Here is a 22,140-nt window from a genome sequence, read left to right as displayed (position 1 = left end):
CATGTCACTTAATTTATCAGATTTTCTCCGCTTTTTGGGCTATTTCTCTTTTACCCCCCCTGAACGGTTACCTTTTTCGACCTTTGCATAGTATAGTTTATGTACGTCTAAAATGCAACACCGAAAATTACTATTTCAACACTGGAAAGAACATCGAAAATCAAGATGCTACCGAAGATTGATTCGTAGTAAGCAGGTCTAATTGTTGGTTTCCGTTCCTCCACCCAACGCTTCTGGACATCCCTACGGTAATTCATTCGGGGTACTTCGCGTAGCGCTCAGATTCATCCCCTCTGAATATACCGAGGGACTTCCCGGCTGGTAGTTAAACACCCACAGTATTAATTGCCAACCAAGCCCGCAGCACCTCAGCCACAGTCCAAGCTTGAGCCGTGCAGCCGCGCGGCGAGTGGGGGGCGTCGCCCTCAAAAATTTCGCTCAGACTGCCAACTCCGCCGCCCCTTATATGATGTGCCATCGGTTCCAGGAATTCGCGAGCTTGTGCTGGGTTTTTGTATACGTGCAAGTGCGCCAAGACAAACGGGCCAATCAGCCAGCCCCAAACTGTGCCCTGGTGGTAGGCGCTGTCGCGCTGCAATTGGTCGCCTCCGTATGCGCCGCGATACTGCGGGTGCTGCGGGGAGAGGCTGCGGAGGCCGACAGAAGTGAGCAACTGTTGAGCGCAGGCGTCCACCACGCCGCGCTGCTGGATGGGCGTCAGTAACGTTGTATAGCGGGTTTCCTGGCGCATCCCCGCTGACAAGGAGTTGGCGGAGTGAGGAGGAATCGAGTCTAGGGGCAGGGATACGGCGAATATTTGGTTGGGCCGCAGGGAAATATCGTGTCCGTCGGGGCCGTCCAGAACGTCGTAACAGTAACCAGTTGAGGCGTTCCAGAAGCGAGGGAATCCGGCGGCCGTTCGATCGCCCAATTGCTGGTATTCATTGTCAGGCTTGCCCAGTTTTCGAGCAAAACTTGCCATAGCTTGTATAGCATTGTACCAAAGCGCGCTGAGTTCGATCGGCTTACCAATCCGGGGCGTCACCACCCAATCGCCGATTTTCGCGTCCATCCAAGTCAGTTGCACACCCTTTTCGCCGGCGTAGATTAAACCGTCATCGGGATCGACGCGGATGTTATACCGAGTTCCCTGTATGTGCCAATCAACAATCTCACATAAGGTCGGCCAGAGTTCGCTCAAAAGTTCCTCGTCCCCCGTGGCATCGATATAAGCGCGAATTGCCTCAAAGTACCACAGAGTGGCGTCTGCGGTGTTGTATTCCGGTGCGCCGCCCGCATCCGGGAAGCGGTTCGGCAGCATCCCCCGATCGACATACCGCGCAAATGTCCGCAAAATCGATCGCGCAATCTCCGATCGCCCCGTACAGATTGTGAGGCCGGGCAAGCTAATCATTGTATCCCGTCCCCAGTCGCTGAACCAGGGATATCCGGCGACGATGGTTTTCCCCTCCGGTTCCTCGGCTACCGGCCGACTGACGATAAATTGGTCGGCGGCTAGCACTAAGCGATCGATCCAGTCGGGAGAGTCGCTCACTTTTGACCAGTTTTGCAGCAGTTGTTGGTCATAAGTGCGGCGGACTTCTAAAGCTGTACCGCCGTTGAGTTCTGGATTTTTATCGGTGCTGGCTATCAATGTGAGAGAACTTCCCGGTGCGATCATCATGTGAAAAGTCGCCGCGTGCAAGTGATCCTCGCAGCAGTCCAATCCGCGGCGCTTTTCGGCTGCCAAGTCAAATCCGTAGTACCAATTGTATAAGGGCGCAGAGACTCGGAATTTAGCCTCTGGTTCGGCATCCGTCAGCAGGTATAGGGGTGCGCACGTGGGAAATGCGGTCACACAAACCCCGCTTTCCAAAGTTTCTAGGCTCATTTGCCAGTCGCCGGCGCTCGTCGTGTGGTGGTAGTCGCGGTAGTTGACTAGGGCTTTGACGGCGAGGGCGATCGGTTGTGAGGCGCGGTGCAAGCGGTATTGAATATACGTTGTGTTAGCACCTTGCTGCATCCAAATCCGCTTTTCCAGGATAGCGTCGGCGAGAGCAAACCTCCAAACAGGCGTCGTGCCTTCTAGGTGAAAGCTTTCGATGTAGTTGTAGCCGTGAGGTTCGATCGTGCTGTCGGCCCAGCGGTTTGTATAAAGCGGATAGGCGCGATCATTATACACAGCCGTCTCGTCCAGCTTGGCGAGCATCAAAGTGCGTCCCAGCGGGGGTTTGAGGGCGGCTACCAGCAAGCCGTGATAGCGGCGGGTGAGGAGACCCGCGATCGTCCCGCTAGCGTAACCGCCGATCCCGTTTGTCACCAACCACTCCCGAGACTCCGCCGAGTCGAGATTGCAGCAGATTTCCCGTCCAAAAGCCATAACCATAAAATCCACACTCGTGCTGATTTTTGACCTACCTTTAGGTAGATTTTAGACATGATATCAACCAGAAATATTAACGCTTCCAGGCCGTTAATTTGGCGATCGCCCCCGTGCGGATTCATGCTCTAATTTAGACATAACTAACCGCTACTTGTGGCCGTTACACAATTTTAGCCTTTGATGCCTCTGTCTAAAGTTAGTTGTTTGTTATATTAAGTAATATTACCGTCTAAACAGGCGCTGAACGTTAAGGGCAAGCATTTGATAGCGCGTCGGGCGATCGAACTACCAACCTATTTTATAAGGAGAACAACTCAAAGTGAAGATAGGATCAAATTACCTCGGCAACAACCAATGTGAATTTACCGTTTGGGCGCCCACCATCAAACAAATAGCAGTCCAAATTGTTTCTCCAAAAAAACGCCTGATACCCCTGCAACAATCGGCAGAAGGTTATTGGCAAACCACAGCTACAGACATCGAACCAGGAACCCTTTACACTTACCAAATCGAAGGAAAAACCGACCGACCAGACCCAGCATCAAAATATCAACCTCAAGGCGTACACGCCCCGTCGCAAGTAATAGATGAAAATATCTTTACTTGGACAGACACAAAATGGCAAGGCGTGCCGCTAGCCGAAATGATTATTTACGAACTGCACGTCGGCACATTCACCCAAGCCGGAACATTTGAAGCAATAATTCCCCAGCTCAAACAACTTAAAGAATTGGGAATCAACGCCATCGAAGTAATGCCAGTAGCCCAATTCCCCGGCGAGCGAAACTGGGGATATGACGGCGTATATCCCTACGCAGTTCAAAACTCCTACGGCGGCCCCGATGGCTTCAAAACACTCGTCAACGCCTGCCACGAACACGGTATTTCAGTAATTCTCGATGTAGTTTACAACCACCTCGGCCCCGAAGGAAATTATCTCAGGGACTTCGGCCCCTACTTTACCTCAAAATACGGCTCGATTTGGGGAGACCCCCTCAACTTCGACGACGCCTACAGCGACGGGGTACGCAACTACTTTCTTGAAAACGCCCTCTACTGGTTTCGAGACTATCACATCGATGCCCTGAGATTAGATGCAATTCAAGCAATATTTGAAGTAGGTGCAAGACCTTTTTTACAAGAACTATCCGATGCCACAGCCGATATTTCCCAAGAACTAGGACGGCAACTTTATTTAATAGCCGAAAGTGACTTAAATGATGTCCGCACTGTACGTCCCAAAGAACTCGGCGGCTTCGGACTAGATGCCCAATGGTGCGATGATTTCCACCACGCACTACACGCCTTGCTCACCGGAGAAGACGACCGATACTACCAAGATTTCGGCAAGTGCGAACACTTAGAAAAATCATTCAAAGAAAGCTTTGTTTACTCCGGCCAGTACGCCCCCCACAGAAAGCGGAAACACGGCAATTCTGTTAAGGATGAACCGGGTCATAAATTTGTGGTGTTTGCCCAAACCCACGACCAAATCGGCAACCGCATTTTGGGAGACAGACTATCCAAAATAGTTGATTTTGAAGGATTGAAACTCGCCGCCGGCACAGTCTTGATTTCTCCCTACATTCCATTCTTTTTTATGGGAGAAGAATACGGAGAAGAAGCACCATTTTTTTACTTCGTTTCCCACTCCGACGAAAACTTAATTGAAGCTATCCGCAAAGACAAACAACAAGAATTTAAAAGCTTTGAAGGCCGAGGCGAGTTTCACGACCCCCAGAGTCCTGAGACTTTCGATAAGTGTAAGTTAAACTGGGAAAAACAAAGCGAAGGCAAACACAAAATCCTTTGGGAATGGCACCAACATCTGATTCAACTGCGGCGGACAATACCAGCCCTTAAAAAACTCGACAAAAACAGTCTAGAAGTGTCCAGCATTGAAGCGGAAAAAATCTTATTTCTACGTCGCTGGACAGATGACAGCCAGATATTCTGCATTCTAAACTTCAACACGCAAGATGTCGCTTTTACGGCTGCACTGCCCCAAGGCAACGGTCACAAAATTTTAGACTCTGCTGATGAAAAATGGATGGGTTCAGGTTCTAGCTTGCCTGAAAAAATAAATCCAGAGCAAAAATTGACCATTAAACCGCATAGTTTCGCACTCTATGAATTAGAGTAATTAAAACGGGAGGCAGAGCCTCAAATACAGGCGTTTCCTAGCAGAGCCTAGGAACAAGCAACAGGAGGCAGAACCTATCTCGTTCTCAGCCTCTGTCGCGGAATCTAGTCCCACAAGAAACGGGAGGCAGAGCCTCTCTCGTTCCCAGCCTCTGCCTGGGAATGCAGTCGAGGAGGCTCTGCCTCATATATTAAAAGAGAAAACCCTAAAAAACCAGGAGTAAAATTAACATGATGAGAATTCCCACAACAACTTATCGGATTCAATTTCATGGAGGTTTTAACTTTGAAGCCGCCAAACAAATCCTTAGCTATCTAGAAGATTTAGGAATTACCGACCTTTACGCTTCACCGATATTTAAAGCCAGAAAAGGCAGCTCTCACGGATACGATGTCGTTGACTCAAATCAGCTCAATCCCGATTTGGGAACATCAGAAAATTTTGAATCCCTCACATACGAAATCAAGAAACGGAACATGGGATGGCTGCAAGATATTGTCCCGAACCACATGGCTTACGACACTCAAAATTTATTGCTGTTAGACGTATTGGAACACGGGCCAGATTCCGACTATTTCGATTACTTCGATATTGAATGGAATCATGCTTACGAACATCTCAGGGGTCGAGTGCTGGCTCCGCTGCTGGGCAATTTTTATGGAGAGTGTCTGGAAAATGGCGAGATTCAACTCAAATACAGCGAAATTGGGCTGACCATCAATTATTATAGCTTAAAATTGCCAGTAAGAATTGAATCGTATGCTAAATTTATCAGTCATAATTTGGGGCATTTGGCCAGAGAATTAGGCAGACGCCATCCAGATTTTATCAAGTTTTTAGGAATTCTTTATTTGATTAAAAATACACCTTCAGAAACTAAAGGTAAAACCAGATACGATCAGATAGCTTTTGTCAAAGGACTGCTGTGGGAACTATACAATCAAAATCCCCTTGTGCAGGAGTTTATCGATGAAAATATAAATTTTTTTGCCGGAGAAAAGGGAAATCCTGAAAGCTTTAATCTGCTAGACGAATTGCTTTCCGAGCAGTTTTACCGTCTGTCTTTCTGGAAAGTGGGGGCAGAAGAAATTAACTACCGAAGGTTTTTTACAGTCAACGAACTGATTTCGGTAAAAGTTGAAGAGATTAAAGTTTTTCACAAAAACCATGCTCTGATATTCGACATGGTTGATGAGGGAAAGTTTACCGGATTGAGAATCGACCACATCGACGGACTGTACGACCCCACAGAGTATTTGAAACGTCTCCGGGAGAAAACCGGAGATACTTACATCACTGTTGAAAAGATTCTGGAACACGAAGAAGATTTGCCCTCATATTGGCCGATTGAGGGAACTAGCGGCTACGACTTTTTGAATTACGTAAACGGCGTTTTTTGTCGGTGCGATCGCGAGCAGCAATTTAGTGAAATATATCAGAGATTTACTCGCTTGACCGTTCCCTACGAACAGTTATTTTTAGATAAAAAAGGGCTGATTGTTGAGAAAAACTTGGCGGGAGATGTAGACAATCTAGCTCAACTTTTGAAGAATATCTCCGGTCAATCGAGACAGGGAAACGACTTTACTCGTCCCGGTTTGGAAAAAGCATTGGCGGCGATTTTGACAATTTTTCCAGTCTACCGAACTTACATCAATCAAGATGGTTTGAGAGAGTCCGATCGCACTTACGTAAAATATGCGATCGCCCATGCCAAAGAACAAGTACCGCGACTTCTTAAGGAGCTTAAATTTATCGAAACGGTGCTGTTGCTGGAAGAAGAAGAAACCCTAACAACCGAACAAAAAGAGCAGCGCCGGCACTTTGTAATGAAACTCCAGCAGTTGACAGGCCCATTAATGGCAAAAGGCGTTGAAGACACGCTTTTATACGTCTACTATCGGCTTTTATCCCTCAACGAAGTGGGAGGAAATCCCAGTCAGTTCGGCGTGTCGCTGGTAGATTTTCACGAGTTTAACAAACAGCAGCAAGCTGCTTGGCCACACAAAATGAATGCGACAGCTACCCACGATACCAAACGTGGCGAAGATGTGCGAGCCCGAATAAACGTTTTGTCAGAAATTCCCGATGAATGGGAACAGCAAGTCAGGTCTTGGAGAGAGGTAAACTCTTCTAAGAAAGTCAACTTTGTGAATCGAATGGTTCCAGATACTAATGACGAATACTTCCTGTACCAAACTCTGCTCGGCAGTTTTCCCTTTGAGGGAATTGAAAACACTGATTATGTCGATCGCCTGAAAGATTATGTGATTAAAGCTGTCCGCGAAGCCAAAGTTTATACGGCTTGGCTGAGACCGGATAACGACTACGAAGCTGGTTTTATGACCTTTGTCGATAGCGTTCTCGAACCTTCGGAACAAAATCAGTTTCTCAACAAATTTAAACCTTTCTGGAAAAAAGTAGCTCATTACGGAATTTTCAATTCTTTATCTCAAACGCTGCTAAAAATTACGGCGCCAGGGGTTCCCGACATTTATCAAGGGACGGAATTCTGGGATTTAAGCCACGTCGATCCGGATAACCGCCGTCCCGTTGATTTTGACCGCAGAATCGAGGTTTTGCGGGAAATTAAAGAGCAAGCTCAGACGGATATTTTGCAACTGGTTGAAGATTTGATTGCGACGCGAGAAGACGCGAGAATTAAGTTATTTTTGACGGCAAGAGCGCTAGAAGCGAGAAAAAAATACTTGCAAGTTTTTCAATCAGGCGATTATCTGCCCCTGCAAGCAGTTGGCACGTTTAAAGATAATGTTGTTGCCTTTGCCAGAAGCTTTGGAGAGACTACAGTTATTGTCATTGCTCCCCGGTTTTTGACGGGAATTGTCAAACCGGAAGAAATGCCGATCGGCAAACAAGTCTGGAAAGATACTAATCTGGAATTATCCGAGCAAATGCTGTCGGTTTGGAAAGATGCAATTACAAATCAGGCGGTAGAAAGTAACGGTACGCTGGCCATTGGTGAAGCTCTGAGTTACTTTCCTGCAGCTCTGCTGATCGGTAAAAAATAGCAATGAAAAGCTGGAAAATTCTTGAATTTTCCGAGATTCCCAGGAGGCGGACTTGAGGCTCTCCCTCAATAATATATTCCTTCCCAGGCACAGCCGGGAAGTAAACTGATAGGGACACGGCATTGCCGTGTCCCTTTTCAGAATTGATATTAAACCTGATTTGAAGCCAAAAAACCGATCGCCCCTACCAACCAAACAAAATTTATACAACAAAGACGGCAAATACAACACAACGTATACGGTTTGCCACAATACCCGAATGGATCGCACACCGTACATTGGGAAGAGTAAAGAAAAGCAGTCAACTACTGTAGCGGTGCAAGCCTCACGGATGCAACCGTCCCCCAACAGGTTCGGTAAATACCCCTTCATCGCAAGGTCTACCGCCCGCAGTATAGAGATAAGCACCCTATCGAAGACTGTATTAAAGCAGGACTCACTACCCGTAAACCGCGAGGTAAAATCGCAGTCCTGAATAACCAGACTATCGCACAGATAGAAAACCAAAATTTTGTAGAGATTGGAGCCGGAACACCCCTATGGGAAAAGTAGTTGGAATTGACTTAGGTACGACAAACTCCTGCGTCGCAGTTATGGAAGGCGGCAAACCCACCGTCATAGCCAACGCCGAAGGGGGTCGCACCACACCTTCCGTAGTAGCATATGCTAAAAATGGCGATCAGCTTGTCGGACAAATCGCCAAGCGTCAAGCCGTGATGAACGCCGAAAACACCTTTTACTCAGTAAAACGGTTTATCGGGCGTCGGGTTGACGAAGTAACCCACGAAACCACTGAAGTTTCCTACAAAGTCCTCAAAGTCGGCAACAGCCTTAAACTAGACTGTCCCGCCCGTGGCAAGCAATTTGCCCCAGAAGAAATTTCTGCACAAGTTCTCCGCAAACTGGTAGAAGACGCCAGCAAATACCTTGGCGAAACAGTTACCCAAGCGGTAATTACTGTTCCCGCTTACTTCAACGACTCCCAGCGCCAAGCTACGAAAGACGCTGGCAAAATTGCCGGGATTGAAGTGCTGCGGATTATTAACGAACCTACAGCGGCCGCTTTAGCTTATGGGTTAGATAAAAAGAGCAACGAAACCATCCTCGTATTTGACTTAGGTGGCGGTACTTTCGACGTATCTATTCTCGAAGTAGGCGACGGCGTATTTGAAGTGCTAGCAACAAGTGGAGACACTCACCTCGGCGGTGACGACTTCGACAAAAAAATCGTCGATTTCATCGCCGGAGAATTCCAAAGAGCTGAAGGAATTGACCTCCGCAAAGACAAGCAAGCACTGCAACGCCTGACGGAAGCTGCAGAAAAAGCCAAGATTGAACTGTCGAGTGTTACTCAAGCAGAAATCAACTTGCCGTTTATCACCGCGACTCAAGACGGGCCAAAACACTTGGACACGACTTTGACGCGGGGCAAATTTGAAGAACTCTGTTCAGATTTGATCGATCGCTCTCGCATCCCCGTAGAAAATGCGATCCGCGACGCCAAATTAGACAAATCAGCAATTAATGAAGTCGTCTTAGTTGGCGGTTCTACACGCATTCCTGCGGTGCAAGAACTGGTCAAAAAAATCCTCGGCAAAGACCCGAACCAAACAGTCAACCCGGACGAAGTGGTTGCAGTCGGTGCAGCAATTCAAGCCGGCGTGCTCTCCGGCGAAGTCAAAGACATCTTGTTGCTCGACGTTACCCCGCTGTCTCTTGGTGTCGAAACCTTGGGCGGCGTGATGACCAAAATCATTCCCCGCAACACCACTATTCCTACTAAGAAGTCGGAAACTTTCTCGACTGCGGTAGACGGCCAAACAAACGTGGAAATTCACGTTTTGCAAGGCGAACGGGAACTGGCGAATGATAACAAGGATTTGGGAACCTTCCGCTTAGATGGAGTTCCACCTGCCCCCCGTGGCGTACCTCAAATTGAAGTTACTTTCGATATCGATGCTAACGGTATTTTGAATGTAGCTGCTAAGGATAAAGGTACTGGCAAGGAGCAATCGATTAGCATTACTGGTGCTTCTACTTTGCCCAGCAATGAAGTTGAGCGCATGGTGAAGGAAGCCGAATCCAATGCTTCTGCTGACAAGGAACGTCGCGAAAGGATCGATCGCAAAAACCAAGCTGATTCTCAAGCCTATCAAATCGAGAAGCAGTTAGCAGAATTGGGCGATAAAGTTCCCGCTGATGACAAAACTAAGATTGAAGGGTTGCTTAAAGACTTGCGCGAGGCGATCGGCAGTGAAGATGACGATCGGATCAAAACCCTAACAACAGAGTTGCAGCAAGCATTCTACGCTGTCAGCAGCAACCTGTACCAGCAAGCAGGCGGCCCGACTGATGGCCCTGGCGGCCCTGGTGGCCCTGGTGGCTATGGAGACGGCGGCCCCACTGGCGGCGGCGACGACGTGATTGACGCCGACTTCACCGAAGGCAACAAATAAAAGGCTAAATTAAAAGCCTTGAGCTAAAAGCAGAAAACCCGGTTTTGAATTAAAGCCGGGTTTCTCTGTATTCGGACTTATATGATGTTAAATTTTGTAGGGGCGGGTTCACCACCAATAATTGCCCATAATCGACAATCTCATAAACCCGCCCCCGCCCATACCACCGCACATGATATAAAGGCGGTATTTTAGCCGGAATCAATATTAATATTGCAATCAGGAGCAATCTAAATGTCTCGTCCTCCTATACAAAATTCCTCCCCAAATACTCCCAGCCCATCTCATATTACATCCTTGCGCCGACTCCGCCGGATCAGCCATTTACTAGACAATGCAATTCCGATTCCCGGCACAAAATACCGCATCGGACTCGATCCGATATTGGGACTTATACCGGGCGGAGGTGATGTGATCAGTTCAATTTTTGCAGGATATGTTGTCTTCAAATCCGCTCAAATGGGAGTGCCTCAAGAGACTTTAGTAAAAATGGCAGCTAATATCGTATTTGATACAGTTGCTGGTACAGTACCGGTGGCCGGAGATTTGTTGGATGTTGCTTGGAAAGCTAATGTCAAAAATATAGAATTGCTGGATGCTCATTTAGGTTCCCCGGAACAAGGCAAAAAAGCCGACTGGTTATTTGTGGCGGCTTTGCTGTTGGGTTTGATCTTAATTGTCGGAGGTGTAATTTTCTTGAGTGTGATGCTTTTTGGCTGGCTATTTCAAGTGATTACAGGGCGTTAATCTTTGGTTTTATTCTCAAGATAAATCACTGTCTTTGTGTCATATTAATAGCATATAATCGGGGAAATTATCCCTTAAAAATACTCTACTGGAATTTCCCGTAGTTTTAGGAATAGATTCAAGAAAGATTGAAGGGGACTAAAGTCCCTCGCTTCGCTTACATCGAGCCGACTTTAGTCTCGCTCGTTTTCCGATTTCCGCATTTCCTTTATAAAGTAAAGCGATCGCCCTTTGTTAAACTCAAAAAGTATATCTTAAGAATATTGACAAATATTATTAAATGTGCACCTTGATCTAAAATTTCTTTCAAACTAGGTATTGACCCCATCGCCCTTGAGTTCGATATAGTGATATAATCCAGACTATAATATCAAATTGATATAAATGCTTGAATTATCAGCCCTTGGGCTGCTACAGTTGCAACCCCTGCACGGCTATCGGCTAAAGCAAAAACTGGAGCTGTTTATGAGCAGTTGCATCAGCGTCAACTACGGAGCGATTTACCCGCTGCTGAAGCGCTTGTTAGATCGAGGCGAGATTTCGGTAATAGCCGAAGAAGCCGGAGATGCGGGCTGTCCGCGCAAAATCTACGGAATTACTGCCAAAGGGCGCGAACTCTGGCGGGAAAAAATGCTCGAACACCCTCAAGAAAGCTGGGTTAACAGTGGTTCCCGGTTCCAAATCAAGTTTTTCTTTTTTGGCGACTTAGAACCGACAGAACGGATGAAATTGTTGGAACACCGCTTGCGAGCCTGTTACACCAGGCAAGACTACATCGAAAGCCTCAAGAGCGAATATCCACTAACCGACGACTATCAATTTGCCTCTCGCGATCGCTGCAAGTCAGTGCTGGCGTCAGAAATAGAGTGGTTAACCGAGCAACTAGCCAAGGAAAAAAGTGCGATCGATCGAGTGCGTGACTCCCCAACCTTCGCTGAATCCGCCGACTCCAAGGGAAAATCGTTCCAACTCACCCACTCAGGTGACTCATAAGAAGGATGTGTAATCATTCCTGCCATCGTAACTTTTGAGAGAAAACAAGAAGCTTTCCTAAAAAGAATCACTCCCAAGCTTGGCTAACTGTGATCAGACTAAAGCCCTGCACATACCCCAACCTCATTAAAAAGGTACTTTCCCGATTCCATCCTGTTTAAAATCACTGTCCAAATACCCCCATGTTTGAGGGGAACGCCGGAAAATTAAAGATTTCGCCCAAGTCTCAGTCAGAAGTTAAAAAAAATCTAAGTGGTGCTGCCAATGAGTTATTCTAAATCCCCAGAATCCGTAGTTGAAGCCCAAGAGCAAAAATCTCCCACACCCGAACAGCACCCAACTGAAGCAGACAGCGATCGACCGCAGGATTTGGCCCCCGTTGCCGATCGCCCCCAACCTGTTGCTAAACCGGAACTGCACCCAACCGATGCAGACAGCGATCGACCAGAGGATTTTGCAGCCGCTGCCGATCGCCCCGAACCTGTTGCTAAGCCACGATCGCGCTGGCCTCTAATTGCCGCGATCGCGATCGCCACAGGCGCAGCAGGTATCGGCTGGTACTCATGGCAATCGGGTCATAATCGCGCCCAGCAACCTGCTGCTGCAGCCCAACCCCAAGGCATACCAGTCAAGCTCGCCGCCGTAAAAACCAGCTCAGTTCAAGATGCCTCGGAATTTGTCAGCAGCTTAGAAGCCAAGCGTTCAGTACAAATCAAACCCGAAGTAGAAGGGCTCGTCACAGAGATTTTTGTCAAATCCGGGGACTTCATAAACAAAGGACAAGCCATCGCCCGGATGAAAAGCGACAGCGCCCAAGCTGACTTGAGGCAATCCCAAGCCAACCTGATCCGCGCTCAATCCCGCTTAGCGGAACTGCAAGCAGGCAGCCGGCCCGAAGAAATCGCCCAAGCTCAAGCCCAAGTCGCCCAAGCCCAAGCCAACCTCGCTCAACTGCGATCAGGCAATCGCCCAGAAGAAATTGGTCAAGCCCAAGCCCGCGTTAGCCAAGCTGAAGCCGATCTCGCCGACGCCGAAACAGGCAGCCTCCTAGAAGACATCGCCCAAGCAAAAGCCCAAATTGAAGCAAACACGGCCGAAGCAAAGCTAGCCAGTCAGCAACTTGCCAGATATCAAGTATTAGCCAAAGAAGGTGCAGCATCAGCAAACACCCTCCAAGAATACATCCAAAAAGAAAGCAGCGCCAAAGCCAACCTCCGAGAAGCTCAAAGGCGGTTCGAGCAGCGACAAAAAAACAGACAAGCCGAGATCGAGCGACGGACAGCAGCCTTGCAACAGCAGCAGCAAGCCTTGCGGCAATTGCAAAACGGTGCGCGCCCAGAAGAAATAGCCAAAGCCGAAGCAGAAGTCGCACAAGCCAAGAGTAGATTAGCCCAGTTAGCCAACGGCACTCGCCAAGAACAGCTCGATCAAGCTGAAGCGCAAGTTGCCGAGGCCGCCGCTCAAGTGCGCGGCTTTGAAGTACAACTACAAGAAACTGCTGTCATCGCGCCCTTCGCAGGAGTCATCGGCGACATACCAGTGAAAGTAGGTGATTACTTGCAAAAAGGCAACGCCATTGCCACCCTGACAGAGAACCAATTGCTAGACTTGCGGTTATCAATTCCTTTAGAGCGTCAGCCTCAATTACGCTTAGGGCTGCCAGTAGAAATGCTGGATAATCAAGGCAAGGCGATCGCCCAAGGTCAAATCAGCTTTATCTCCCCGAACGTCAGCGCCAATTCCCAAACAATCTTAGCTAAAGCCACCTTTCCCAACCCCAGTGGCGAACTGCTTAATCTCCAGTTTGTAAAAGCTAAAGTCATCTGGAAACAGAACCCCGGAATTTTAGTTCCCGTCATCGCAGTCACTCGCTTGGGCGGGCAAACTTTTGTCTTCACAGCTCAAAAGCCGGAACAGCCAAAACCGGGAATGCCACCTTTAATCGCGCGGCAAAAACCAGTGAAATTGGGAACCATTCAGGGGAATAATTATCAAGTTATCGAAGGTTTGCAAGCCGGAGAAAAAGTGATTGTCGCAGGCATTCTCAACTTGACTGACGGCGCTCCAGTTACTGCTCAAGAGGAAGAAACGCAAGGGGAAGGTAATAAATTACCAGCAGGTGGGAAAAATTAACTTCTGCATCAGGATTTACAGAATTTTAAAGATTAATAGGATTGAATTAAAGATGACTAAAATTAATCCTGTCCATCCTTTAATCCTTAAATCCCGATGGGTCGTAGGGGCGGGTTTAGCTAATAATTTATGAGATCAGCCAGAAGATGAAGGCAAAACCCGCCCGACCCATTTAGTGTTTATTTGTACCCACCTAATTACCAATTACCAATTACCAATTACGAATTATCAACTAACAACTACCCATTACCCAAATAATGTTTGCAGATTTCTTTATTAAACGACCAGTCTTTGCTAGCGTCTGCGCCTTAATTATTGTTTTGGTAGGCGCAATCAGCATTCCCACATTGCCGATCGAGCGCTTCCCCGACATTAGCCCCACCCAAATCAACGTCACAGCCAACTATAGCGGTGCCAATGCTGAAGTTGTCGAAAATGCGGTAACAAACATCCTAGAAAGGCAAATCAACGGCATTGAAGGACTGAAATATCTAACTTCCAGTAGCACCAACAGTGGAACTAGCACCATTACAGCCACCTTTGATAGTTCCCGCGACAAAGATATCGCCGCCGTCGATGTGCAAAATCGAGTTGCCGTCGCTCAACCACAACTGCCAGACGCCGTACAACGCACAGGAGTTACAGTTACAAAACAATCTAACAGCCTGCTGCTTGCTATAGGATTATTTACCGAAAATAAAGAATACGATACCATATTTTTAAGCAACTACGCCGACCTCTATTTAGCCGATACTTTAAAAAGAGTAAAAGGCGTGGGGGACGTGCGAATTTTTGGGGAAAGACGCTATGCTATGCGCCTGTGGATCGACCCCAATAAATTAGCTGCTCGTAATCTAACGATGCAAGATGTCACAAGAGCAATTAACGAACAAAACTTGCAAGTTGGTGTAGGAAGAATTGGTCAAGAACCCGCCCCCGAAGGGCAAATGTATCAGATTGATTTGACGGCAGAAAGTCGTCTAAAAAGCCCCACAGAATTTGAAGACATCGTTATTAAAAGTGAAACAAATGGAACTTTAGTTAAGTTAAAAGATGTTGGTAGAGCAGAATTAGGAGCAGAAAATTATAACTCTTTCCTGCGATTTCGAGGTAATGACGCGGTGGGTTTAGGGATTTACCAATTGCCGGGAAGTAATGCTCTAAATGTTGCCAACGCCGTCAAAGCAGAAATGGCAAAGTTAGCTAAAAACTTTCCTCCCGGGGTGATACATAGAATCGCACTAGATACGACTCAATTTGTCCAAGAGTCAATGGCCGAAGTAGTCAAAACTCTGTTTGAAGCAGTCTTGCTAGTGGTGATAGTTATTTTTGTTTTCCTGCAAGATTGGCGCACTACGATTATTCCCACCCTCACAATTCCGATTTCGTTGATTGGGACATTTGCCTTTATCAAAGCTTTCGGCTTTACGATTAACAGTTTGTCTCTATTTGGTCTAACCTTAGCAACAGGTTTAGTGGTTGATGACGCTATCATCGTAGTCGAAAATATTGACCGTCTAGTCCGCCAAGGTATGAATGCCCGCCAAGCAGCTTCCGAGTCAATGCGGGAACTTTTTAGTGCTGTAATTGCCACTTCCTTAGTATTGATGGCCGTGTTCATACCCGTGGCATTTTTCCCTGGGACAACGGGAGCACTCTATAAACAATTTGCCTTAACAATTGCTTTTTCCGTTCTGCTTTCTACCTTTATGGCGGTTACTCTTACTCCCTCACTTGCCGCTATATTACTGCGCCCAGGTAAGAAGTTTGGCGGCCCGTTGGGTTGGGTGTTTAACCGGATTAATATTTTTCTGGATTGGATGCAAAAGAAATATAGAGATTCCTTAATATTCTTAACACGATTTAAAACCATTGTTACCCTGTTGTTTATTGCTTCTCTGGGATTCACAGCTTGGCTTTATTTATCAGTACCAACAGCATTTATCCCAGAGGAAGACCAGGGCTATTTTCTGACAATTATTCAAGGGCCTCAAGGCGTTTCACTGCAATACACCCAGCAGGTGATGGACGGAGTTGAAAAAGAAATCCTCAAAGTTCCTGAAGTTGTGGGGACTTTTTCTGTAGGTGGCTTTGGTTTTAGTGGTAACAGTTCCAATCAGGGGATTATATTTACTACCCTTAAACCCTGGAAAGAACGTCACGGAGAAGATCAAACTGTACAGGCGATTATTGGTAAATTGCGGGGTAAGTTTTTCGCGATTCCAGAAGCTAGAATTTTCCCTGTGAATCCGCCGGCTATTCAAGGTTTAGGTCAATTTGGAGGTTTCCAATTTCAATTGCAAGACCGCAAAGGTAACAGCGGTTTAGATTCTCTGGTTGAGGCGATGGGTGGAATTTTAAAGCAGGCGAATCAGACACCGGGATTGCAAGCGGTATTTAGTACGTTTGCTGCGAATACGCCTCAGTTAATTGTGGAAGTTGACCGCAATCGAGCTAAGGCTCTAGATATTCCCATTAATGATGTTTTCAGTACGTTACAAACGGCTCTGGGCTCTCAGTATGTGAATGATTTTAATCTGCAGCAGCGCAATTATCGGGTGTATGTTCAGGCGGATAAACAGTTTCGTGATAACCCTGAAGATATTAGTAAGTTGTATGTTCGCTCTGGAAAGAATGAAATGATTTCTTTGAGCAATTTGGTGAAGATAACTCCGGTGGTGGGAGCGCAAACTGTTAACCACTACAATTTATATAGGTCAATTGAAATTAGTGGCTCTCCGGCTCCGGGAGCGAGTTCTGGACAGGCGCTAAAATCGATGGAAAAGGTGTCGTCTCAAGTTTTGCCATCTGGTTTTGGGTATGAATGGTCGGGGAGTTCTTTAGAAGAAATTGAGTCGGGGGGTCAGGCACCAATTATTTTTGGTTTGGGGCTGGTTTTTGTGTTCTTGGTTTTGGCGGCTCAGTACGAAAATTATGTCGATCCTTTCATTATTTTGCTATCGGTTCCTCTGGCGATTTTAGGTGCACTTTTAGCTCAGTCGTTGCGGGGTTTGGCGAATGATGTTTATTGCCAGATTGGTTTGGTGATGTTGATTGGGTTGGCGAGTAAAAACGCGATTTTAATTGTGGAATTTGCTAACCAGTTGCGGGAGCGGGGATATCCAATTGCTAAGGCAGCAGTTGAAGCGTCTCAAGAGCGTTTACGACCGATTTTGATGACTTCTTTATCATTTATTTTGGGGATTGCTCCCCTAATTAACCCGGAAGGTGCGGGGGCGGCAAGTCGTAGATCGCTAGGGAATGCGATCGCGGGTGGGATGGTTGTTTCTACTTTCTTGAGTTTGTTTATGGTGCCGGTTCTGTATGTGGTGGTTGTCTCGGCTCGCGATCGCTTTCGGAAACGCGATCGCCCGCAAAATCTGCCCGAGGATGGCACAATTTTGAACGGGAAAACAACTCCCAGCGATGAGGTTGAACGCGATAAAGTATCGCCGTTGTAGTTGGTAAGTTGAAAAGGCGATCGTTTTGTGAGTCTCATTGGTGCGATCGCCCAAAACCCGCCAATCCCGCATCAAAACCCCCAAAGTCCCCAGATTAGTCCGGGGATCAATTCTTCAATCCAAAATCCAAAATCGAAAATCCAAAATGGATTGACGGCGGCCCCCATCTGCGGCTACGCTTTGAAGTTAGAGGTTGCTTGCTTGTAGAGGAGGCAGCCCGCGTCGCCCAAAAATCTAGTTGCACTGCCCAAAGCTGCTACTAACAGCAATGGACAGCTAACCGCCAAACTGGTACGAGCAGTCTGGAGGCTAACGGAGTATCTTAACATCCTCTGTAGCCGCCCTGCTATGTGTTGAAATGCGGGGCGGCTGGGTTTTTGGGTTTTTCTAGAAAACCCAAAACCAGGAGAACATAATATGTCACAGGAATTCTTACCTGACGACAACAGATCTGATCGCCCAAATGACGACTCAGCAGCAGTATCGGAACAGGAAGTGGTGCTGTTAACGGTTGTCGGTTCGCAATCGGGTGTCAGGGAAACCATACTCACTTTGTACCGACTGGGATTTGCCGAAGTCGGCGATTGGAGCCCCGTACAACGTGCAGCGAATCCGAAGCAGGTGATGAGCGTACTGATCCGTCGTTCGCGGGCTAACGGTACACCGCCGAGAAAATCTGGACGGTAAGCTGCGCTGTCATTTTGATTGAAGCGAAGAATCTTCGTGGGGTGGGCGTCTCGCCCGCCCTAAAAATACAATTACTTACTGGGCGTTGATATTGGATTTCAGGGTAAAAGTAAGAGACTGGCGATCGCAGGCAACAATTTACTGCAAGCTTCTACCAAAGTCGCCGCACTAGGTAAACCAGCAATAGTCCCTTTCAAAATTTTCATTGCCGTTTTCCCCGCCTTTTGCATTGTACTTTCTTGGGGATTTTTCCCGACTTCTGCCAAAGTTTTTACCTGCTCCAATGCTTCAGCTTTATCATCATCAGATAAATTAGTTTCAGCCTCGATTGCTGTTTGTAAGTCAGTCAATAATTCTTTGATTCCCGGTTCATCTGGTTTAGCAGAATCAGATAATTGATTAATTGTATTGGCAACAGTACCGCTGATATCACCTAAACTTAAAGCTCCTGCACCGCTAGCGTTAACGGTTCCGCCTGTAATTTCTATTTTGCGACTTTGGTCGATTTGGTCACTCATAGCTTTACTCTTTGATTTAGATTTAGGTATATTAGTAATATTAACATTAACAGGTGGCTGAGTCAATAATTTTGCAGATTCATTCAGATCGCAATTTTTAGTATGCCCTCCTTTCACTAAGTCTAGAAAAACATTAAAATAATGTTTTTGAATGGCAATAGTTTCATCTTTAGATTTTAATTGCTCGTCTCGCAGTTTAGCTTCTAGTTTTGCTTGATAAACTTTGTCCCAATTTTGCTCGATTTTTCCCTTATCCGTTCCTTCGGGAACTTCGATAGTCACTAAAACATCGTTTTCTTTCTTCTCAAATCCTTGAATTGACTCCGGTGTAATGTCTGGAAATTCTTGCATTAACTTCTGAAAAGCAGCGGTAAAAGCTTCTGGGTTAATCCCATCTTTGAGCAGGATTTGCACTGTTGTCAGAATTTTTTTATAGAGCTTCTCGAAATCCCCCGGTTCAAAACATTTACTGATGTGGTGAGGGCGACGTTCGCGATCGCCAGTTCCCGGTTGGGGATATTCTAGAAGATAAACAAACCGACAGTCAACGCGATCGAGCTTTGTATTAGCGTCAATGTTCCAAGCTTCCAAACAAGCACCTGTAAAATAAGCCTCTGTAAAATTTGTTGCCAAGGCTTGAGTATCAGTGAGGTTTGCCGATTCCAAATTAGCTTGATGCAAAGTTGCTTCGCTGAGGTTAGCCTGCTTGAGATTAGCCTCGTTGAAATTAACTCCTGTCAGGTTGGCTCCTTGGAGATTCGCACCGACATAGGATTTTTTGTAGCCATTGCCAGTGATGAGTAATTCTCTGATCCGGGTATCAGCTAATATCGAATTACCGACTCGCGCGCGATCGAGCTTTTCTGTATTGCGGAAGCAAGTGCGAGTGAGATTAGCTGTTCTAAAATCTGTACTTTTGAAAGTTGCCTCAGTGAAATTGGCATCAGTTAAATCGGCATTGCGAAAGCTAGTGCCACCTGTAGCGGCAAAGACAATGGCGATTTTGCGAACAAAGGCGTGTTTCTCATCCCCAGCCCGGGCACGCCAAGCAACGTAAATACCTAGTCCTGCCGCTGCCCCTGCCCCTGCCACTGCCCCTGCCCCTGCCCCTGCCACTGCCACTGCCACTGCCGCTGCCACTGCCGCTGCCCCTGCCACTGCCCCTGCCCCTGCTACTGCCGCTGCCCCTGCCACTGCCCCTGCCACTGTCGCTGCCCCTGCCACTGCCCCTGCCCCTGCCACTGCTGCTGCCACTGCCACTGCCACTGCCGCTGCCCCTGCCGCTGCCCCTGCCGCTGCCCCTGCCGCTGTCGCTGCCCCTGCCACTGCCACTGCCCCTGCCGCTGCCGCTGTCGCTGCCCCTGCCACTGCCGCTGCCCCTGCCGCTGCCCCTGCCGCTGCCCCCAAAGCTAGGCGGATAATAGCTATAAACAAGATTGCCAAAACTATCAACAGAACTACACCGGGAAGATTGGTGTACTGTTTGATGATATCTGGAGTCAACAAAACTGCTACCCAAACACTAACAAAGCCTGACATCAATCCCGATATTACCGATAGAAATAGCGAGATAGTTACTAGAAAAATTGTCCAGCGGCGTTGGAGTCCAGCTTTGGCACGGGTGAAGTCAGCTTCTTTGAGGATGGCATTGGTGAAGTTTGCGCCTCGGATGTCTGCACCGATGAATTTTGCACCTGTGAGGTTTTGACCTTTGAAGTTGCGGCCTCGGAGATTTTTACCGGAGAAGTCTTGGGGCATGACTTTACGCAGGGAGATAGTGGCTATTTTTTCATTGCGATGCTAGTTGTAGCGATGCCCCTGACAAAATTTTATTTTAACAACGAATCTGGCCGATTAAACAGGACTTACGCACTCCGACAAAGAAACCGGGTTTTTTACCGAGTTGCATTTGTGACAACTTAAACCCACCATCCGCGAGTCCGCCAGGGAATCAATTCCCTGTCTAATAGCGAAAGTCCTCTCAAAGAGGACTAATGAGTTTAAAAGTCTTCGTCTTCTTCTTAGTCCTCGACCGAGGACTTTCGCTTTGAGGCAGGGGTTTAAACCCCTGCCGGACTGCGGAACTGAGGGTTTGACCTCGAATACAAGGTTTACCGCCACGCTTACCCGGTTCGATCGCAATAATATTAGCGATGTCTTGTTCTGACCTGGCACTTTTCCTTTAGCTTATTTTCTCAATTCTAGGCTAACAAAGGGATAGAGTGCTCCTAACGTTTGCTAGTTTCCAGCATTTTATTAGTTCCTTTAATTTCATAATTCACTTTAAATCAATCCCCGCACAGCCAGCACTCCCCTCAAGTCCCATCAGGTGCGTGCCCGGAGTCATTTTGGGTATCTTTTCGCCGATCGCCCTCCATCGTGCAATAATAATATGACTTGCACAAAAACTCTATTAGTAGGTAAATTTTGCCTGCCTTACCGCTACATATAGCGTCTCAACTGTCAACCCGTGCAAGTTCCCAATTAAACCGGCTGTTGCACTACACAAATTTTTCCTAATGGCTGAAGTCCCCCTAAATCCCGCAGAACTTGCAGAAGCCCTCAACGGCTTTACCGACATCAACTTCCAATTACCAGACCCCGAAGACGAACAACTACCAGACTTTGACTTTGAAAATCAGGTTGACAATGCCTGGAAAGTGTGCGATCGCTTCGACTTGCAAACCGACATTTGGCGGGGACGCATTCTCCGAACAGTCCGAGACAGAGAAAAAAAAGGCGGCGAAGGACGCGGTACAGGCTTTTTGAACTGGCTCAAAGAAAGAGAAATTGGCAAAAGTCAAGCCTATTCTTTGATAGAATTAGCTAATAGTGCCGACACTCTGATCCAACAAGGAGATTTAGATCCAAATTCTATTAGAAACTTCAGCAAAAGAGCCTTTGTAGAAACCGCAAAAGCATCTCCCGAAGTGCAGCAAATGGTAACAGATGCCGCAGCAAGTGGCGATCGCATCACCCGCCGCGAAGTCAAACAACTCTCCGACGAATGGATGGCAATGAACTCAGATTTATTGCCAGAAGAAGTCAAAGAAAAAGCATCTAGCGGTTCACTTCCTTCCCGTTATCTCGCTCCTTTAGTCAAAGAAATGGAGAAACTCTCTCCATCTCACCAAAGCGAAATTCAAAAAGAAGTAGCAGAAAATCCCGACTTAGATACAGTAAAACAGCTAACTTCAGACGCCAAGAACTTATCAAAATATCTCGACGCCGCCGCCCAAGTGCAAGCTCTCAATCAGTCTCATTTAGACATGGAAATGGCCTTAGAAGAATCTTTGCGAGTAGGCTGTTTGGGAACCACCGCCGACGTTGTAAAACAAGCCGCACAGCTAGAACAAACAGTAGTCAAACTCTACACCATTTGGAAGCGTTTAGGCAGTTTAGCAGATAGATTGTACGTGGATACAGGAGCAAGTACACCGAATTTACGGTTGCTTTTGGGATGCTTGGACAGTCTTTCGGGAGAAAAAATTGAAGTAGATTTCGGAGATGGAGAACGCTCTATTCGCTTGCAAATTTTCAGCGAATAGCTCAACCTTGACCGCAGATAAACGCCAATCTCCAGGCTCATT

General features: G+C 47.1%; 13 protein-coding genes. 10 read left to right on the top strand and 3 right to left on the bottom strand.

The window, feature by feature from the left end; genetic code table 11:
* Nucleotides 1-107 precede the first annotated feature (107 nt).
* Both QUA44_RS23570 and QUA44_RS23565 read right to left on the bottom strand, forming a co-directional pair.
* Nucleotides 108-257 (bottom strand): hypothetical protein, encoded by a 150-nt coding sequence (locus tag QUA44_RS23570; protein ID WP_333276727.1) that lies wholly within the window; start codon nt 255-257, stop codon nt 108-110.
* A 68-nt stretch (nt 258-325) separates the two neighbouring features.
* Nucleotides 326-2,386: an amylo-alpha-1,6-glucosidase gene (locus tag QUA44_RS23565; protein ID WP_333254802.1), complete on the bottom strand. Its 2,061-nt coding sequence runs from the start codon at nt 2,384-2,386 to the stop codon at nt 326-328.
* 316 nt (nt 2,387-2,702) lie between these two features.
* On the opposite strand from QUA44_RS23565, the gene treZ reads away from it, so the two are divergent.
* The 9 genes from treZ to QUA44_RS23520 all read left to right on the top strand — a co-directional run bounded on the left by treZ (nt 2,703) and on the right by QUA44_RS23520 (nt 18,032).
* Nucleotides 2,703-4,526: a malto-oligosyltrehalose trehalohydrolase gene (treZ, locus tag QUA44_RS23560; protein WP_333254804.1), complete on the top strand. Its 1,824-nt coding sequence runs from the start codon at nt 2,703-2,705 to the stop codon at nt 4,524-4,526.
* Nucleotides 4,527-4,759: 233 nt separating this feature from the next.
* Nucleotides 4,760-7,555, top strand: coding sequence for a malto-oligosyltrehalose synthase (gene treY / locus QUA44_RS23555; RefSeq protein ID WP_333254871.1), 2,796 nt, complete (start codon nt 4,760-4,762; stop codon nt 7,553-7,555).
* Nucleotides 7,556-8,094: 539 nt separating this feature from the next.
* On the top strand, nt 8,095-10,011 hold the full coding sequence (gene dnaK / locus QUA44_RS23550) for a molecular chaperone DnaK (protein WP_333254806.1): 1,917 nt from the start codon (nt 8,095-8,097) through the stop codon (nt 10,009-10,011).
* Nucleotides 10,012-10,245: 234 nt separating this feature from the next.
* On the top strand, nt 10,246-10,758 hold the full coding sequence (locus tag QUA44_RS23545; RefSeq protein WP_333254808.1) for a DUF4112 domain-containing protein: 513 nt from the start codon (nt 10,246-10,248) through the stop codon (nt 10,756-10,758).
* Nucleotides 10,759-11,142: 384 nt separating this feature from the next.
* A complete protein-coding gene (locus QUA44_RS23540) occupies nt 11,143-11,751 on the top strand; it encodes a PadR family transcriptional regulator (protein ID WP_333254810.1) in 609 nt (202 codons plus the stop codon).
* A gap of 264 nt (nt 11,752-12,015) precedes the next feature.
* A complete protein-coding gene (locus tag QUA44_RS23535) occupies nt 12,016-13,884 on the top strand; it encodes an efflux RND transporter periplasmic adaptor subunit (RefSeq protein ID WP_333254812.1) in 1,869 nt (622 codons plus the stop codon).
* A gap of 257 nt (nt 13,885-14,141) precedes the next feature.
* Nucleotides 14,142-17,345, top strand: coding sequence for an efflux RND transporter permease subunit (locus QUA44_RS23530; RefSeq protein ID WP_333254813.1), 3,204 nt, complete (start codon nt 14,142-14,144; stop codon nt 17,343-17,345).
* A gap of 27 nt (nt 17,346-17,372) precedes the next feature.
* Entirely contained in the window at nt 17,373-17,552 is a 180-nt protein-coding gene (locus QUA44_RS23525) for a hypothetical protein (protein WP_333254815.1), read from the top strand.
* Nucleotides 17,553-17,762: 210 nt separating this feature from the next.
* Nucleotides 17,763-18,032, top strand: coding sequence for a hypothetical protein (locus QUA44_RS23520; protein WP_333254817.1), 270 nt, complete (start codon nt 17,763-17,765; stop codon nt 18,030-18,032).
* A gap of 98 nt (nt 18,033-18,130) precedes the next feature.
* On the opposite strand, the gene QUA44_RS23515 is transcribed toward QUA44_RS23520, so the two are convergent.
* Nucleotides 18,131-20,308 carry a pentapeptide repeat-containing protein gene (locus tag QUA44_RS23515; protein WP_333254819.1) on the bottom strand — a complete coding sequence of 726 codons (2,178 nt, stop codon included), beginning with the start codon at nt 20,306-20,308 and terminating at the stop codon, nt 18,131-18,133.
* A 761-nt stretch (nt 20,309-21,069) separates the two neighbouring features.
* On the opposite strand from QUA44_RS23515, the gene QUA44_RS23510 reads away from it, so the two are divergent.
* Entirely contained in the window at nt 21,070-22,098 is a 1,029-nt protein-coding gene (locus QUA44_RS23510) for a hypothetical protein (RefSeq protein ID WP_333254821.1), read from the top strand.
* Nucleotides 22,099-22,140 lie beyond the last annotated feature (42 nt).

Origin of the sequence: Microcoleus sp. N9_A2 (genome assembly GCF_036701775.1) — a bacterium.
Classification (GTDB): domain Bacteria; phylum Cyanobacteriota; class Cyanobacteriia; order Cyanobacteriales; family Microcoleaceae; genus Microcoleus.
This window is presented reverse-complemented; position numbering and strand designations above follow the sequence as displayed.

Excerpts from the sequence above, each read along its gene's own strand:
- QUA44_RS23570 (WP_333276727.1), bottom strand. The coding sequence starts at position 257 with ATGAATTACCGTAGGGATGTCCAGAAGCGTTGGGTGGAGGAACGGAAA.
- QUA44_RS23565 (WP_333254802.1), bottom strand. The coding sequence starts at position 2,386 with ATGGTTATGGCTTTTGGACGGGAAATCTGCTGCAATCTCGACTCGGCG.
- treY (WP_333254871.1), top strand. The coding sequence starts at position 4,760 with ATGAGAATTCCCACAACAACTTATCGGATTCAATTTCATGGAGGTTTT.
- dnaK (WP_333254806.1), top strand. The coding sequence starts at position 8,095 with ATGGGAAAAGTAGTTGGAATTGACTTAGGTACGACAAACTCCTGCGTC.
- QUA44_RS23545 (WP_333254808.1), top strand. The coding sequence starts at position 10,246 with ATGTCTCGTCCTCCTATACAAAATTCCTCCCCAAATACTCCCAGCCCA.
- QUA44_RS23540 (WP_333254810.1), top strand. The coding sequence starts at position 11,143 with ATGCTTGAATTATCAGCCCTTGGGCTGCTACAGTTGCAACCCCTGCAC.
- QUA44_RS23535 (WP_333254812.1), top strand. The coding sequence starts at position 12,016 with ATGAGTTATTCTAAATCCCCAGAATCCGTAGTTGAAGCCCAAGAGCAA.
- QUA44_RS23530 (WP_333254813.1), top strand. The coding sequence starts at position 14,142 with ATGTTTGCAGATTTCTTTATTAAACGACCAGTCTTTGCTAGCGTCTGC.
- QUA44_RS23520 (WP_333254817.1), top strand. The coding sequence starts at position 17,763 with ATGTCACAGGAATTCTTACCTGACGACAACAGATCTGATCGCCCAAAT.
- QUA44_RS23515 (WP_333254819.1), bottom strand. The coding sequence starts at position 20,308 with ATGCCCCAAGACTTCTCCGGTAAAAATCTCCGAGGCCGCAACTTCAAA.
- QUA44_RS23510 (WP_333254821.1), top strand. The coding sequence starts at position 21,070 with ATGGCTGAAGTCCCCCTAAATCCCGCAGAACTTGCAGAAGCCCTCAAC.